Raw genomic sequence first — 16,213 nt, forward strand, 5'->3', positions numbered from 1 at the left:
TCTAGATAACCACTGCGGAATGAACGATGTTCCGAACGACCTATCGGGGATCATTCATGCTCGCACGCCCATTTCTGAAAACCGCTGCGCTCGCAACCGCGCTGGCCATCCCCTTGGCTCTCGCCGTCGCGGTGCCCGCGACCGCTGCGAGCGTCACCGTAGACAGCTGGAGTGCACTCAAGACTGCGTTCGCAGTCGATGGCGACACCGTCGTGCTCGACGCCGATATCGACTCTGACGGCGGAGACTCGCTTGCTATCGACGATGGTGAGGCAATCACCCTCGACCTGAACGGTCACACCCTCAACATCACCAGCCCAAGTGGCGCGCTGGCCGCAATCGGTGTACCGAGCACCTCCACGCTCATCATCAATGCCACCGGCGGCGGAACTCTCACCGCCACCGGTGGAACCAACGCTCCCGGTATCGGAGGCCGTGCCGCAGCCGGCGTCGGCGTCGATGCTAGCGATGCCGGAACCATCATCATTAACGCCGGCACCATCACCGCAACCGGCGACGACTTCGCAGCAGGCATCGGCGGCGTCTTCCAAGGCAGCGGCGGCACCACCATCATCAACGGCGGCACCATCACCGCAAACGGCGGCGAGCGCGGCGCCGGCATCGGCGGAGGCTTCTTCGGTAGCGGTGGCACCACCACCATCAACGGCGGCACAACCACCGCGAACGGCGGCATCTCGGCTGCCGGCATCGGCGGAGGCGGAAGCGCGGCTGGAGTCGGAGGCACCACCACCATCACCGGCGGCACCATCACCGCAACCGGCGGAAGGAACGCCGCTGGTATCGGCGGTGGCGAATTCGGNCATCACCGCAACCGGCGGAAGGAACGCCGCTGGTATCGGCGGTGGCGAATTCGGCAGCGGTGGCACCACCACCATCAACGGCGGCACAACCACCGCGAACGGCGGCATCTCGGCTGCCGGCATCGGCGGAGGCGGGGCTGGAGTCGGAGGCACCACCACCATCACCGGCGGCACCATCACCGCAACCGGCGGAAGGAACGCCGCTGGTATCGGCGGTGGCGAATTCGGAAACCCTGGCAACTTGGATATTCACGGCACCCCGAAAACTGGAGCCTCACCCGATGGGGGAAACCCAAGCGCATCNACCCCGAAAACTGGAGCCTCACCCGATGGGGGAAACCCAAGCGCATCCCCTACTATCCACAAGGTCGCATCCCCAATCACCAACACCGTCACACCGGCCGGGGTCGGCTACTCGGCTGCGGCTTCCGTAGTCGGCGAAGGCGGAAGCATCCTCATCGGGTTCAATTACCTCGTCAGCTTCGATGCTGCCGGCGGCATTAGCATCCCCGCTGCAGCGATCAACGCGGGCGACACCAGCACCGTACCCAGCGCCCCCACCCGTGACGGGTACGAGTTCGCGGGATGGACGCTGAACGGCATCACATACAACTTCGCCACCCCGGTTACCGAACCGATCACTCTCACCGCAATCTGGACCGCGATTGCCGTCACCCACATCGTCACCTTCGACGCTGCCGGCGGCACCGAGATCGCACCCACCAACGTCGCCGACGGCGACACCATCTCCACACCCGCCAACCCCACCCGCGACGGCTACACCTTCGCCGGATGGACCTCCAACGGCACCGCCTACGACTTCGCTGCCCCCGTCACCAAACCAGTCACCCTGACCGCAACCTGGACTGTCGTAGTTGACACTCCCGCAGAACCCACGGTGGTCGCTACTCCCGTAGCGCCCCCCACGGTTGCTGCTGCCGGAGACCTTGCGTTCACCGGAAGCGATCCAACGCCCGGCTTGGGCGTCGCGGCTCTTCTCCTGCTGGCTGGCCTCGCTCTCATCGCACTCCGTCGACGCACAAAAACCCGCAAGGGCTGACCAAGGTGTGGAGGGGCCAATCATGGGCACCTCCGCACGCCACCCGAACGCCATGAGGTCTGCTCGCGCCCGGCTCTGCACAACAAAAGTTAGCGAACTGGCCTTGCACCCGGCATGCTTAAGCGGTGACCGATAACAGTGCGCCCGCGATCCTCTCGCTTGAGCGCCTGCGGGCCTCTCTGGCGGATGCCGGGCTGACCCTTGATCTTGACGGAGTTGTGACGCAGCGCGAGGCTGCCGCAGCCGCCGTGCGCCAGATCGACGACTACATCCGCCCCCGCTTGGCAGACCTCGATGCACCACTCCTCGCGGTGGTGGGTGGCTCTACTGGCTCGGGCAAGTCAACGATTGTGAATGCTCTGCTCGGTGTTGCGACGACTCGCGCCGGCGTTATCCGCCCCACGACCCGGCAGCCGATTCTGGTGCACGCTCCCGTGGATGCGGGATGGTTCGCGAGCGATCGCATCCTTCCCGGGCTGGCGCGTGTGCGCGGCCGCATCAGCGCCCCCGGAACGCCCGCGTCAAGCGCGGGCGATACCCCTGAGGAATCCCGCATCGGTGAGCTCATGTTGCTCGAACACGAGAGCGTTCCCCGTTCGCTCGCGATCATTGATGCCCCAGATATTGACTCGGTCGCCGACGAGAATCGCGCCCTTGCCACCCAGCTACTGGCCGCCGCCGACCTGTGGCTGTTCGTCACGACCGCGAATCGCTATGCGGATGCCGTGCCGTGGCGCCTTCTCGAAAGCGCTGCCGCCCGCTCAATTACCGTGGGTATCGTGCTCAACCGAGTGCCACCGGGCGCGCTCGATGAGGTTCTTCCTGACCTGCAATCGATGCTGACCGACCGCGGCCTCAGCGACGCTCCCGTTTTCTCCATCGAAGAACAGCGTCTTGACGACTTGGGCATGCTGCCCGCCAGCGCCGTCGAACAGCCGCGCGAGTGGCTCTCCGGAATCGCGGGCGACCGGGCCGAACGTTCGCGCATCGCCGCCCGCACTCTCAGCGGCGCCATCAGCGAGCTCGACCGTCAGGTTCTTGTGATTGCGGATGCTCGGCAGCAGCAACTCGACTGGCTCGACGCTGCGCACGTCGCCGCCGCCGCGTACTACGACGCCGCGCTCGACGCGGTCGACGCCGCCACGCAGAACGGCGCCCTGATGCGCGGCGAAGTTCTTGCTCGCTGGCAAGACTTCGTCGGCACCTCCGACTTCTTCAGAAAAGTCGACTCGTGGTTTTCGGCGGCACGTGACCGCGCGACAGCGTGGATCACGGGCAAACCCAACCCCGTAGTTGAAGTCGAAACCCAGATCGAAACGGGACTGCAGACGGTAATCGTTGATCAGGCGGGGCGCGCTGCTGCGGCGGCGTGGGCCGGGCTCGAACGAAGCGTGGCCGGCAAGGCCATCGCTGAGCGGCATCCGCAACTGGCCAGCGAAAGCCCCGAACTGCCTCAAGCCACGACCGCGATGATTCGCGAATGGCAGGGCGCACTCATGCAGCTCATTCACGACAATGCGGGTGATAAGCGCATCCGGGCTCGCATTCTCTCGCTCGGTTTGAACGTCGTGACGGTTGCCCTCATGGTGGTCGTATTCGCTTCGACCGGTGGTCTTACCGGCGGCGAGATTGCGATTGCGGGTGGGTCAGCGGTGCTCGGCCAGAAGCTGCTCGAGACGATCTTTGGTGAGGATGCCGTGCGTCAGCTGGCGAGCGAAGCCCGCGAAGATCTGCATGCGCGGGTTCGTTTTCTGTTCGACGCGGAGCTCGCCCGCTTGAGTGTGGCGTTGGAGCCGCTGCGGTTCGGCGCAACGCCCGATTCACTGCGGCGCGAATCGCAGGCGCTGCTCGCGGATGTCGCGCAGGCTGCGAAGGGCACCTCGTGAGCGCCGCCAAGCCCAGCCTCGACGAGCGAATTGTCGCGTTGCGCACCGTCGCTGAGGCGGGCGCCGGACGTATTCCCGCCGACGTACTCGACAACGCCCGGGCGCTGCTCGCACAGACCGAGGCGCGGCGTTCCCGCTCCCCCGAACACACCGTGGTCGGCGTCTTTGGCGCTACCGGATCGGGCAAGTCGAGCCTCGTGAACGCCCTCGTGGGTGACGAGGTGGCGGTCGCGCACGTGCGCCGCCCCACCACATCCGAAGCTCTCGCGGTGACGTGGGAGGCTGCCGGCGCGAGCGAACTACTCGACTGGCTCGAGGTTCGCGAACGGGTCGACCGGTCGACGCCTTTCGATGCCCGGGCCAGCAAACTCGTGCTCGTGGATCTACCCGACGTCGATTCTGTGGAGGCCAGCAATCGTGCTGTTGCCGAGCGTCTTGCCGGGCAAGTGGATGCTCTGATTTGGGTCGTGGACCCGCAAAAGTATGCCGACGATGTTTTGCACGCGCAGTTCATCGCGCCGCACGCGAAGCACGCCGCCGTGACTCTGGTCGTGCTCAATCAGGTTGATCTGTTGAGTGCGGATGATCGTGCCGCCGTTGTGACGTCGCTCCAGGCGATCGTTGAGCGTGATGGCATTCCCCGCGCCCGAGTGCTGCCCGTGAGTGCCCGCACGGGTGAGGGTATCGACGCGTTGCGTAAAGCGATTGGCGATCTTGCGGCATCGAAGGCGGTGCGGGATGCACGGCTCAGCGCTGATGTGCAGACCATCGCCGCGCGCATCGACGATCCGGGTTCGCCGCAGAAGGTGAGCGCGAAGAGCGCCGCTCGCCTGCGCGACGAGGTCGGGACCGCTGCGGGCGTCGACATCGTGGCATCCGCTGTTGCTCGTTCGTATCGCAAGCGTTCCGGGCAGGCCACCGGGTGGCCGCTCGTGTCGTGGATCGGTCGCTTGCGCGCTGACCCGCTCACTCGCTTGGGTCTTGGCCCAAAGCGTCGTGGCGATGACCCCGATGTTCACCGGACGAGCATGCCGCTCTTGAGCGCTGGCGCGCAGGCCCGGATGTCAATGGCCGTTCGCACGTTCACTGACGACGCCGGTGCCGGAGTTTCTGCCCCGTGGCGGGCTGCCGCGCGCACCACCGCGGAGCACGCCCTCGACACTCTGCCCGCCACCCTCGATCTTGCGATCGCCCGCACGCCTCTGCCCGCGAAGGGTTCCTGGTGGTGGGTGCTCGTGGGCATCGTGCAGTGGATCGCGACGATCGCCGGATTGGGCGGAGCGCTCTGGTTGGTGGGCACCGCGCTGCTACCGACGTTTGGCCTGCCGGCGTTCCCGCTCCCTGCCGTGGAGGAAGGTCCGCTTACCGGGTGGGCGATACCGACGTTGCTGCTGCTGGCCGCCGTTCTCGTCGGCATTGTGCTGGGTTTGTTGTCGGCGGCGCTCAGCGCTGTCGCTGCGGGCGGTCGTCGGCGTCGCACCCGCCGCCGTCTTCTCGCCGCGGTCGACGAAGTCGTGCAGCGGGATGTCGTGACTCCCGTCGCGACGGCGCTTGAGCAGGCGCGGGCAGTGTCGGCCGCGCTGCAGATCGCGCGGCGCTAGAACCCGACCTGCAGCACGAAGATGCCAGGGAAGATCGCGAAGGCGATGGTGATCGGCAGGATGAGGAACACGAGCGGAAAGAGCATCGCGACCTCCTTCTTGCCGGCGACCTCGAGCAGTTCGCGCTTGGACTCTTCGCGCGCATCCTGAGCTTGGGCCTGCAGCACCTCCGAGAGTGGGGTTCCGCGATCGAGCGCACCGAGAATCTGGTCGACGCAACGAGTGAACGGCGCCAGCTCAAGTTCGCGGGCGAGCACACCCAGCATCTCGCCGAACGGCAGCCCCGTGTTGACCGAGGAAACGACACGAGCGAGCTCGCGGGAAAGCTCACCGCCACTGACCTGCGAGACCCGGCGTACGGCATCCAAGATTCCTTCGCCCGCAGAAAGACTGAGCGCTAGGAACTCAAGCACGACCGGCAGCTCGGCAGTGAGACGACGGATGCGGGCCTTCGCTGCGCGCTGCAGCAGGTAGTCGCGGGCAGTGATTCCCACGACCCCGCCGACCACAACCAGCACAGCCTGGGCGATCAGCGGCACCTGCTGCTGGTTGGCGACCGCGATATCGAAAACGACACCGAGCATAGCGCCGGCTAAGACTGCCAGCAGCTGTTGCGAACGATAGGCCTCGATCGTGAGCTCGGAGCCCGCCTGCCGCAGCCGACGCGCGATCAGGTCTCCCCCGCCAACCACCGACGCGAGGGTCTCGCGCAACCACCGTACGGCAGGCACCAGCAGCACCCCGAACACGGGAAGCGGACCGACCGACCGCGGGGCAAGATGCTCGCGTGCGCCCGACGAGACATCGATCACGTACGGGGCAACCCTGGTCGCCAGCGTCGGGCGACTGAGTCGCGGGATGAGGCTCAGAATCGACCAGAGCCCGAGACCACCAGCGATGCCTGCGACAAGCGCAAGCGCGAGCGCATCGCTCATGCGAACCACCTCGGCTGCTCGGGAAGGCGGCCGATACCCGCCATGATGCGGTACGCAACGACCGAAAGAACGAGCCCGGCGACGATGAGCGCAACGCCACCGGCTGAGTTGTAGGCGAGTGCCGCCTCGGGGCGAGTCGTGAGCAAGAACAACACAACCCACGGTGCCGCTAAGCCGAGGCGGGCAGCGTTCATCACCCACCCTTGGCGAACTTCGACCTCCGACCGGATCGCTGCCTCCTGGCGAAGGTAGATACTGAGGCTGCGAAGCACGTTGGTGAGTTCGCTTCCGCCGACTTCGCGCGACATCCGCAACGTTTCAAGGATGCGGTCGGCAACGGGATCGGCGAGCGCGACCTTGAGTTCGTCGACGGCGATGGAGAAGTTGCCCGTGGCCCGATACCGCGCAGCGAACGCGGCAAAAGCGCTACGCGTCACGAGGGGGCCGGTGTGCGCGAGCGTCATGAGGCTGTCGGGAAGCGCAAGCCCTGACCGCACGGCGGACACGAGCTGGTCGACGATATCGGGCCAGACGACCTGCGTTGCTTTGCGGCGAGCGCGGGCCCGCCAGCTGATCGCGAGAGTCGGGAGTACGAGGGCAGCCGCAGCGGCACACACGACGACAGCAATCACCGAGGTGACGACGAACGTGATGGCGGCGACCGCAATCGCGAAGACAAGCGACACAATCACAACGATGGTCGGGCTGGTGGTGGGGAGCCCCGCCTGAACGAGGCGTTCGCGCATCCGCAGCGACCAGGCCGAGCGCGTTCGAACGCGACGCTCGCCCTTTGTTGGCCAGAGGAAGGGGGCGGCCACGAGCGTGACTCCCACCGCGAGAATGATGCCCAGAATCAGGCTCATGCGACAGCCTTGAGGAGGTGCGCGACGGGGTCTGTGCCCGCTGCGTGGAACTTGGCGAGACGTGCGGGCACCGCGCCAGTGTGGAGGAGCGTGCCCTCCGACAACCTGAAGAGAATACTGCTGTCGATAACCCCGTCGCTCACCTCGCCGGTGAGCGACAGAATCTCGACCACGCGTCTCGTGCCGTTCGCCGCCAGTTCGCAGTGGACGACGACATCCACTGAACTGGCCACGGTCGGCACGACAAAGCTGGAGTCGATGTTGCGACCGGCGAGTAGCGGCAGAGTGCACAGTTTCACGAGCGCTTCGCGGGCGCTGTTGGCGTGGATGCTAGACATTCCCGGCAGTCCAGAGTTGAGCGCAATAAGGAGGTCGAGCGACTCGGCATCGCGCACTTCGCCGACCACGAGACGGTCGGGGCGCATCCGCAGTGCCTCTTTGATGAGCCGGCGCAGGCTGATCTCGCCGGTGCCCTCGAGGCTAGGTTGACGGCACTGCATACCGACGTGGTCGTGGCCGGCGACGCTCAGCTCAAATGTCTCCTCGACGGTGACGACGCGCTCGGTCGGTTTGCCCGCCGCGAGCAGCGCGTTCAGCATCGTGGTCTTGCCACTCTGGGTCGCTCCCGACACCACAATGTTTTGGCCCGAGAGCACGCACAGCCGCAGATAGTCGGCGGCGTGCTGCGGCAAGCTTCCCAACTCGACTAAACGATCGAGGTCCCGGATGCGCTGGCTGAACTTGCGCACGTTCACCGCCCAGTGGCGCCGCGTGACATCCGGAATTACGACGTGTAACCGCGAACCATCCGGCAGGGATGCGTCAACGAACGGAGAGCTCAGGTCGACGCGACGACCCGAGGTTTGCAGCATCCGCTCTACCAGATCGCGAACCTGACCATCAGTGAGACGAATGCCCGTGAACTCAGGCACGCCGTTGCGGGCGACGAACACGTGCTCGGGTCCATTGATCCAGAGCTCTTCGACGGTGTCGTCATCGAAGAACGGTTGGAGCGGACCGTACCCGGTCAACGCCGCCACCACCTCGCGGGCGGCCTGGGCTTCATCCGTGAGAAGCGGCACCGAACCGCCCAGCGCCCGCTCGCTATAGCGGCGCACCTCGTCGCGCACATACCGCGACGCCAACTCGCTGTCGCGCGACAGATCAACCCCGTCGCGGCGAACCCGCTGGCGAACCTGGTCAGCGATGGTCGTCAAAGCGTTAGACATGCTCATATTGTGCGGAGTGGGCGGTTAGCCGTGTGGTTGTTGTCCACAGCCGCCGCTCTCGCTCGCGGTCATGCGGCGGGGATCGACGCGCAAATAGTGGCTCACGCAATTCTGATATGATGATTCCATCAATTCAGCAAGCGGGCGAATGCTCGTCGCTGTAACCGCACCGATCAGGAGCACTGCAATGGCCGTTCTCGATGAGCGCAGGCCGCTCTACGAAATCAAGGCGAACCTCTTCAAGGGGCTCGCGCATCCTTACCGCATTCGGGTGCTCGAGATGCTGTCGGCCGCCGACGAAGCCTCCGTTGCTGACATGCTCGCCGAGACTGGGCTCGAAGCATCCCACCTTTCGCAACATCTTTCAGTGCTGCGCCGCTACGGCCTCGTCGTTTCTGACCGCCGCGCCAGCGTCGTCTACTACCGCCTTGCCCTCCCCCAGATCGCTGAACTGCTGCGCGTCGCCCGCGTGCTGCTGGGCGAAATTCTCACCGATGCCGACAGCCAGCGCGAACTCGTGAACAGCCTGCCTGAGATTCCGGATGCCCGATGAAACGTTCCTGGAAGGCGCTCTTGCCCAGCGTCAAGGACTACCGCCTACTCCGCACCAGCTGGCGCGGCGACTTGATCGCCGGCGTGACCGTCGGCATTGTCGCCCTGCCCCTCGCTCTCGCCTTTGGCGTTAGTTCCGGAGTCGGCGCCGAAGCTGGGCTCATCACCGCCATCGTCGCAGGCATCGTCGCGGCAGTCTTTGGCGGCTCCAACGTGCAGGTCTCCGGCCCCACCGGCGCGATGGTCGTGGTGCTCGCTCCCATCGTCGTCAGTCACGGCGTCGAAGCCGTCGCGATCGTCACCCTGCTCGCGGGCATCATCGTCGTCGTCGCGGGAGTGCTGCGCCTCGGCCGCACCGTCAGCTACATTCCCTGGCCCGTGATCGAAGGCTTCACGGTCGGCATCGGCATCATCATCTTCCTGCAACAAGTACCCTCGGCGCTCGGCACGGAAGGAACTGAACACCCCACCAACTCCGTGCTCGCGGCAGGGGCTTTCATCGCTGCCGCCCAGTGGCCGGCCGCTCTGCTCCCCCTCGGCGTCACGGCGGCCGTGATCGCGATCATGCTGCTGCTCACCCGCATCAGCGGGCGCCTCCCCGCTTCCTTCATCGCCATCGTCGTCGTCACGATCGCAGCTCAAGTCCTCAACTTGCCGCTCGCCACAATCGGCGAACTGCCCGCCTCGCTGCCGGCCCCCGCCGTGCCCTCGTTCGACTTCGACCTCACCACGCTGATTGGTCCGGCCTTCGCCGTCGCCGCCCTCGCCGCCATCGAATCCCTGCTGTCCGCCCGCGTCGCCGCCGGCATGGCAGACACCGGGCCCTACAACGCCGACCGCGAACTCGTCGGCCAGGGGCTGGCATCCGTCGCCTCCAGCTTCTTTGGTGGGATGCCAGCCACCGGCGCCATCGCCCGCACCGCCGTCAACGTACGGTCGGGCGGTCGCACCCGCGTCTCCGCGGTCGTGCATGCTCTCGCCCTGCTCACCGTCGTATACCTTGCGGCGCAGGTCGTCGCGGTCATTCCGCTGGCAGCGCTCTCGGGCGTTCTCATGGCCACTGCCGCCCGCATGATGTCCCCCACCCTGATCAAGACGATGCTGCACACGGGCAAATCTGAAGCTGCCGTGTTCGTCATCACCGGCATCATCACGGTGAGCTTCGACCTCATCATCGCGGTCGGGATCGGTATCGCTGCCGCCGCCTTCTTCGCCCTGCGCACCATGAGCAAAGCCAGCGGCGTTCACCGCGAAGAACTCCCCGGCTCCCCCGAACCGGGCGATGAACGTATCGCGCTCTTCCGCATCGATGGCTCACTCTTCTTCGGAGCAGCCGAGCGCCTCATCGACCGGATCAACGAACACGAAGGCCTCGAAGTCGTGATCGTGCGGCTGTCGCAACTGCACCTTATCGATGCCACCGGCGCCCACACCCTCACCGAGCTCATCACCGCGCTCGAACGACGCGGCGTCACCGTGATCATCAAGGGCATCCGCCCCGAACATCGGGATGTGCTCAAGCGCCTCGGAGTGATCAGCTCGCTACGCCACCCCAACCACCTGTTCGCCGAACTCGAGCCCGCAATTGAACACGCTCGCTCACACATCAGGCGCGCTGAACTAGCCCGCTAGCTCAGCGTCTCGCTCGCCCGCAAGCCTGCTCACTCGTCAACCAGCGCGGCCATTAGCTCAGCGCCGGCGTCACCTTGTTCTTAGCAACCTCAGAAACCCACAGTCCGCTGTCTTTCACGATGCGTTCTTGAGTGTCGTAGTCGACGCGCACGATGCCGAAACGCTTCGAGTAGCCATAACCCCACTCGAAGTTGTCGAGCAGCGACCACACGAGGTACCCCTGCAGGTTCACCCCGCGCTGCATCGCTCGGTGCGCGGCTGTGAAGTGCCGGTTGAGGTAATCGACTCGGTCGGCATCGTGCACCCGACCATCCGTGACTTCGTCATCAAACGCGGCACCGTTCTCGGTGATCATCAACGGCAGGTCGGGGAACCGCTCGCTCAGATCGACCAACAGCTCTTCGAGGCCATCGGGCGCGATGTTCCAGCCCATGTCCGTATACGGGCCGTCCTGCGGCAAGAATTCGACAGTACGGCTGCCCGGCCACGCGGAGCCACCCATGTCTTTGTGACCGTCGTTCATCACGCGCTCGCTCACGCCATCCCACATCTTCACCGTGACGGTGGAGTAATAGTTGACGCCCAAGAAATCGAGCGGCTGGTGGATGGTCGCCAGATCGCCCGCATGAACGAACGACCAGTCGGTCACCTCGCTCGTGTCGGCAATCAAGTCATCGTCGTAGCGACCGAGCAGCATCGGGCTCGTGAACGCACGGTTCGCGAGCGCATCGATGCGACGCTTGGCTTCGGAATCCTCGCCGCGGATCACATGAAAGTTCAGCGTCGCCGACACCTCGGGCGCATTCGTGGCAGCGGCACGGATGCGGGGCACGGCGAGCCCGTGAGCCAGATTGAGATGGTGCACGGCGGCCAGCGCATCGGCATCGCTCGTGCGGCCAGGGGCGTGCGAGGCCGAGCCGTAGCCCAGATACGCCGAACACCAGGGCTCGTTGAGGGTTGTCCACGTGTGCACGCGATCGCCCAGGGCAGTGGCGGCGAGCTCGGCATATTCGGCGAACCACATGGCGGTATCGCGTTCAGGCCAGCCACCCTCATCCTCGAGTTCTTGCGGCAAGTCCCAGTGATACAGAGTGGCGATTGGGCGGATGCCGCGGCTCAGCAGTCCGTCGACCAGTCGCGAGTAGAACGACACTCCCTCGGGGTTGATCGGACCCTGCCCACCCGGCTGAAATCGCGGCCAGGAGATAGAGAAACGGTAGGCGTCAAGCCCCAGCTCGGCCATGAGATCGAGGTCAGATTCGAAACGGTAGTAGTGATCGTCGGCAACATCGCCGGTGTCACCGTTCCAGGTCTTGCCCGGGGTGTGGCTGAAGGTATCCCAGATAGATTCGGTGCGGCCGCCATCTCGCGCAGCGCCCTCCACTTGATAGGCCGCCGTCGCGGAGCCGACGATGAAATTCGGCGGAAAAACGAGACCAGAATCGCGGTAATCAGAGTTCATCTCACAACCCTAAGACCGGGAGCTTCGGTTTGGCCGAAACTATCCCGAGGTTACGGCGGCGGGTGGCCTGACCGGCGGTCAAACGTGCGACTGGTCGTGCGGCTAGAGCGCCGCCGGGTCTTCCAACAGCGCAGCGAAGGCGAGCTCAGCGGCGCCAATCATGAGCAGGTCTGCACCGAGCTGAGCCGGCACAATCTGCACGCCCTCGAACGATGCTTCGAGCGACTGGCTGCGCACCCGCTCGATCAAGAATTCAGGGTCGAACGCGAAGATCGATGCCAAGAACCCACCCAGCACGATCACTTCAGGGTTGAGAACATTCACTGCGTTGCGCAGCGAGGTGCCGAGGGAGAGCAGTTGACGGTGCACGAGTGCACTCACGTCAGTATCCGTGGATTCGCGCAAGGCCGCATCCAAAGTTTCGGCGTCGACATTGGTGAGCCCCAGGGCCCGCAGCAGGTCGGCGCGATTCACTTCGGTCTCGAGACTGCCCTCTTCCCGCGTTCCTTTCTCGGCAGCACCGTTCTCTACCCGAACGTGGCCGAACTCTCCCGCATAGCCGGCACGGCCGGTCAGGGGCCGCCCGCCGGCAATGATTCCCCCACCAATACCGCTGGCACCACCGTTGAGATAGATCAGGTCATCGACGTCCCGGCCGGCGCCGTAAATGTGCTCCGCAAGCGCACCCACACTCGCGTCATTGGCGGTAGAGACGGGATATCCGGTCGCCTCAGCCAGCTGCTCCGTGACGGGTTCATCCCGCCAGTGAAGGTGAGGCGCCCAACGCACGAGGCCGTCTTCGACGCGCACGAGACCGGGCGCCGCGATACCGATACCAATGATGCGGCCGGTCGTCTCGTACTCCCCGCGCACGCTCTCGATGATGAGGCTCGAGATCTTCACGAACTCGGACACTGTCGGGGGCGTTTCAGTCTCGTAGCGGATGCGTTTTAAGAGCGAACCGTCGAGCCCCACAACCCCCACGGTGATGGCGTCAATCTCGGGGTTGACCGCGATGGCCACGGTGCGAGCATCCGCGTTCACCATTGGCGAAGGGCGACCTACCTGCCGAGTGGGATCTGGCTCGCTCTCGTAGGCCAACCCCAACTCGGTGAGCTCTGCTACGAGCGCCGCAATCGTCGAGCGGTTAAGCCCCGTCTGCGCAGTCAACTGTGAGCGGCGTTGAGCCCCACGATGAAGCAGGGTCAGCACGCGCGACAGGTTATGACGCCGAGTGCGATCGCCGCGACCGCCCGTGCCACCCCCGCCAACCGACACCGGTAATGGCGAGGATGGGAGGGTGTTCTGGTTCACGGGCGGTTCCACTCGATTGGCAATAAGACGGTTCTGCTAAGACTAGCGACGTCCAGCGCGGCGCTTGCTCATGACGTCGAACGCCACGGCTAGCAACAGCACGAGTCCCTTGATCGTTTGTTGCCAGGCGGCATCCACGGACAGGATCGACAGGCCCATGTTGAGCACACCCATAATGAGCGCACCGATCACGGCACCGATGACCGTTCCGACACCACCGGTGACAGCAGCACCACCGATGAAGACTGCGGCAATGGCATCCAGCTCAAAGCTTTGACCGGCGGATGCCACGGCACCGCCAGCGCGCGCCGTCGTGACAACCCCGGCGAGACCGGCCAGCACACCCATGTTGACGAAGACGAAGAAGTTGATCCACGAAGTCTTCACACCACTCATCTGCGCGGCGAAAAGGTTGCCACCAATCGCGTAGACGTGACGGCCGAAGACGGTCTGGTTCAAGACGAACGTGAACAGCAGAATCAGCACGGCCAGGATGATCAGGATGATCGGAGTTCCGCGGTACGCGGAGAGCTGGAAGGTGAGCGCCAAGATGACGACTGCCGCCACACCGTTCTTGATCCAGAAGGAGGCACTGCGCTCCACGGGGAGGTCAAGCTTGCGCTGCTTGGCACGGCTGCGCGCCTGCTGAGTGATCAGCATTGCTACCGCCAGAACTCCCAAGACAATCGTGAGGATGTCGCGGCTGCCACGACCTTCGCCGATCGTGCCGAGCGCCTCGGGCAGCCAACCGCCACCAATCGCGTTGAATTCACCGGGAAGAGCGTTGATAGTGCCGCCGGTGAGGAACACGAGAGTGAGACCGCGGAACAAGAGCATGCCCGCGAGCGTGACGATGAAGGCCGGGATACCGACGAAGGCCACCCAGAACCCCTGCCACGCACCGACCGCTGCGCCGAGCAGAAGCGAGATGATGACGGCGCCCCACCACGGCAACCCCCATTGGCTCATCGATATCGCGGCAACGGCACCGACCATCGCGACGACGGAACCGACCGAGAGGTCGATGTGTCCCGCAATAATCACGATGACCATGCCCACGGCGAGAATAAGCACGTAGGCGTTCTGTTGAATGAGGTTGTTGAGGTTTCCGGGCAGCAGCAGTCGGCCATCCGTCAATATTTGGAACAGGATGACGATGACGGCAAGCGCGGCCAGAATGCCGTACTGACGCAGATCGACCCGCATCTTGGGCAGTTTGCTAGTGGGTGTGGTGGTGCTCATCGGGTTAGTCCTTTCCCGCGGTCATCAAGTGCATGAGTCGTTCTTGGGTAGCGTCGGCGCGATCAATCTCACCGGTGATGGTGCCTTCGGAGATCGCATAGATGCGGTCACAGAGTCCGAGAAGCTCCGGTAGTTCTGAAGAGATCACCACAACCGCTTTGCCCTGGCGGGCGAGGTCGTTGATGATTCCATAGATTTCGTATTTGGCACCGACATCGATGCCACGGGTTGGTTCGTCGAGAATCAGGATGTCGGGGCCAGAGAACATCCATTTGCTCAAGACAACCTTTTGCTGGTTGCCTCCCGAGAGATTGCCCGCGAGCACAGAAACATTCTGAGTCTTGATGTTCATTTGGCCGCGGTAGTCCTCCGCGACCTTATTCTCTGCAAAGCGGTCGACGATGCCGAAACGCGAGAGCTTTGAGAGCGCTGCCGCTGAGATATTGACCGCGATGCTGCCGATCAGGTTGAGACCGAAGTGCTTTCGGTCTTCGGTGGCGTAGGCGATGCCGTGGCCGATCGCCTCGCTGACGCTCTTGACCGAAATTTCCTTGCCCTCTTTGAAGGCCGTGCCACTGATGCGGCTGCCATACGAGCGACCGAAGATGCTCATCGCGAGCTCAGTACGCCCGGCACCCATTAACCCAGCGAAGCCAACGATCTCTCCTGCCCGCACCGAGAACGAGGCATCGTCGACGACCTTGCGACTGGTGTCGACCGGATGATGCACCGTCCAGTTCTCTACCCGGAACAGTTCATCGCCAATGTCTGGCGTGTGCGGCGGGAACATGCTGTCGAGGTCGCGCCCCACCATCGCTTTGATGATGCGCGCTTCAGTGGCATCCGCTTCCTTCATCTGGAAGGTCTCAATGGTCTGGCCGTCTCGGATGATCGTGACGGTGTCTGCAATACGGCGAATCTCTTTGAGCTTGTGCGAAATAATGATGCACGTGATGCCCTGGCCGCGAAGGCTATTGATGAGGTCGAGCAAATGTGCCGAGTCCTCATCGTTCAGGGCGGCCGTGGGCTCATCGAGAATCAGCAGCTTCACTTGCTTGGAGAGAGCCTTGGCGATTTCGACAAGCTGTTGCTTACCGACACCGAGTTCGATCACGGGAGTGCTTGGCAGTTCGTCGAGGCCGACGCGCGCGAGCAACATCGTCGCTTCACGGTTGGTCTTGGGCCAGTCGACAACACCACGCGTGGCGATCTCGTTGCCGAGGAAGATGTTCTCGGCAATAGAGAGGTAGGGGCTCAACGCAAGCTCCTGGTGAATGATCACGATGCCATCAGCCTCAGAGTCGTTTATCGACTTGTAGGCGGTCTCATGATTTTCGAAGGTGATGCTGCCGCCATAGCTACCGACGGGATAGACACCGCTCAATACCTTCATGAGCGTAGATTTGCCGGCGCCGTTTTCGCCGCAAATAGCGTGGACATGGCCGCGCTCTACCTCAAGGCTTACGCCATCGAGGGCGCGAACGCCGCCGCTAAAGTCTTTGGTTATTTGGTTCATGCTGAGGATGGCAGTCATGAGTGTGCTCCGCTCGCAGTGACTTTCGGGGGACGGCTACTGTGCCGTCCCCCGATCGTCGAATCGTATTACTGAGTTCTAG

The 16,213-nt window shown here is 64.1% G+C and carries 12 protein-coding genes and 1 pseudogene; 6 read left to right on the forward strand and 7 right to left on the reverse strand.

The features are described from left to right. Positions 1 to 56: 56 nt before the first annotated feature. The 4 genes and pseudogenes from I6E58_RS14525 to I6E58_RS11550 all read left to right on the forward strand — a co-directional run. A pseudogene (locus I6E58_RS14525) lies at positions 57 to 788 on the forward strand (hypothetical protein); the annotation flags it as partial. 19 nt (positions 789 to 807) lie between these two features. Beyond that, positions 808 to 1,881: an InlB B-repeat-containing protein gene (locus tag I6E58_RS11540; protein WP_197133823.1), complete on the forward strand. Its 1,074-nt coding sequence runs from the start codon at positions 808 to 810 to the stop codon at positions 1,879 to 1,881. Between the two features lie 125 nt (positions 1,882 to 2,006). Further along, positions 2,007 to 3,767: a dynamin family protein gene (locus tag I6E58_RS11545; RefSeq protein ID WP_197133825.1), complete on the forward strand. Its 1,761-nt coding sequence runs from the start codon at positions 2,007 to 2,009 to the stop codon at positions 3,765 to 3,767. Next, positions 3,764 to 5,368, forward strand: coding sequence for a GTPase (locus I6E58_RS11550; protein ID WP_197133827.1), 1,605 nt, complete (start codon positions 3,764 to 3,766; stop codon positions 5,366 to 5,368). Before I6E58_RS11545 ends, I6E58_RS11550 begins: the two co-directional genes overlap by 4 nt. Here I6E58_RS11550 and I6E58_RS11555 read toward each other — a convergent pair. From I6E58_RS11555 to I6E58_RS11565, 3 genes are read right to left on the reverse strand one after another with little or no spacing between them, the layout of a single operon-like run. Next, the gene (locus I6E58_RS11555; RefSeq protein ID WP_197133829.1) at positions 5,365 to 6,303 is read right to left on the reverse strand and encodes a type II secretion system F family protein; all 939 of its coding nucleotides are present in this window, start codon (positions 6,301 to 6,303) and stop codon (positions 5,365 to 5,367) included. The two genes, I6E58_RS11550 and I6E58_RS11555, sit on opposite strands and share 4 nt — an antisense overlap. After that, a complete protein-coding gene (locus tag I6E58_RS11560) occupies positions 6,300 to 7,166 on the reverse strand; it encodes a type II secretion system F family protein (protein ID WP_197133831.1) in 867 nt (288 codons plus the stop codon). The genes I6E58_RS11555 and I6E58_RS11560 overlap by 4 nt, the downstream gene beginning before the upstream one ends. After that, complete coding sequence (locus I6E58_RS11565; protein WP_231595607.1) at positions 7,163 to 8,395, reverse strand: CpaF family protein; 1,233 nt, start codon at positions 8,393 to 8,395, stop codon at positions 7,163 to 7,165. The genes I6E58_RS11560 and I6E58_RS11565 overlap by 4 nt, the downstream gene beginning before the upstream one ends. A 187-nt stretch (positions 8,396 to 8,582) precedes the next feature. Between I6E58_RS11565 and I6E58_RS11570 the strand changes: the two genes are divergently transcribed. Continuing rightward, the gene (locus tag I6E58_RS11570; RefSeq protein WP_197133834.1) at positions 8,583 to 8,948 is read left to right on the forward strand and encodes a metalloregulator ArsR/SmtB family transcription factor; all 366 of its coding nucleotides are present in this window, start codon (positions 8,583 to 8,585) and stop codon (positions 8,946 to 8,948) included. After that, on the forward strand, positions 8,945 to 10,579 hold the full coding sequence (locus tag I6E58_RS11575) for a SulP family inorganic anion transporter (protein WP_197133835.1): 1,635 nt from the start codon (positions 8,945 to 8,947) through the stop codon (positions 10,577 to 10,579). Before I6E58_RS11570 ends, I6E58_RS11575 begins: the two co-directional genes overlap by 4 nt. A gap of 52 nt (positions 10,580 to 10,631) precedes the next feature. Here I6E58_RS11575 and I6E58_RS11580 read toward each other — a convergent pair whose 3' ends face one another. From I6E58_RS11580 to mmsA, 4 genes are all read right to left on the reverse strand, one after another. After that, a complete protein-coding gene (locus I6E58_RS11580; protein ID WP_197133836.1) occupies positions 10,632 to 12,041 on the reverse strand; it encodes a GH1 family beta-glucosidase in 1,410 nt (469 codons plus the stop codon). 102 nt (positions 12,042 to 12,143) lie between these two features. After that, entirely contained in the window at positions 12,144 to 13,253 is a 1,110-nt protein-coding gene (locus I6E58_RS11585; protein ID WP_307842115.1) for an ROK family protein, read from the reverse strand. 144 nt (positions 13,254 to 13,397) lie between these two features. Continuing rightward, positions 13,398 to 14,597 carry a multiple monosaccharide ABC transporter permease gene (gene mmsB, locus I6E58_RS11590; protein ID WP_197133837.1) on the reverse strand — a complete coding sequence of 400 codons (1,200 nt, stop codon included), beginning with the start codon at positions 14,595 to 14,597 and terminating at the stop codon, positions 13,398 to 13,400. A 4-nt stretch (positions 14,598 to 14,601) separates the two neighbouring features. Beyond that, a complete protein-coding gene (gene mmsA / locus I6E58_RS11595) occupies positions 14,602 to 16,131 on the reverse strand; it encodes a multiple monosaccharide ABC transporter ATP-binding protein (protein ID WP_197133838.1) in 1,530 nt (509 codons plus the stop codon). Positions 16,132 to 16,213: the final 82 nt, after the last annotated feature.

The organism is Salinibacterium sp. SWN1162 (genome assembly GCF_015864675.1).
Lineage (GTDB): Bacteria > Actinomycetota > Actinomycetes > Actinomycetales > Microbacteriaceae > Rhodoglobus.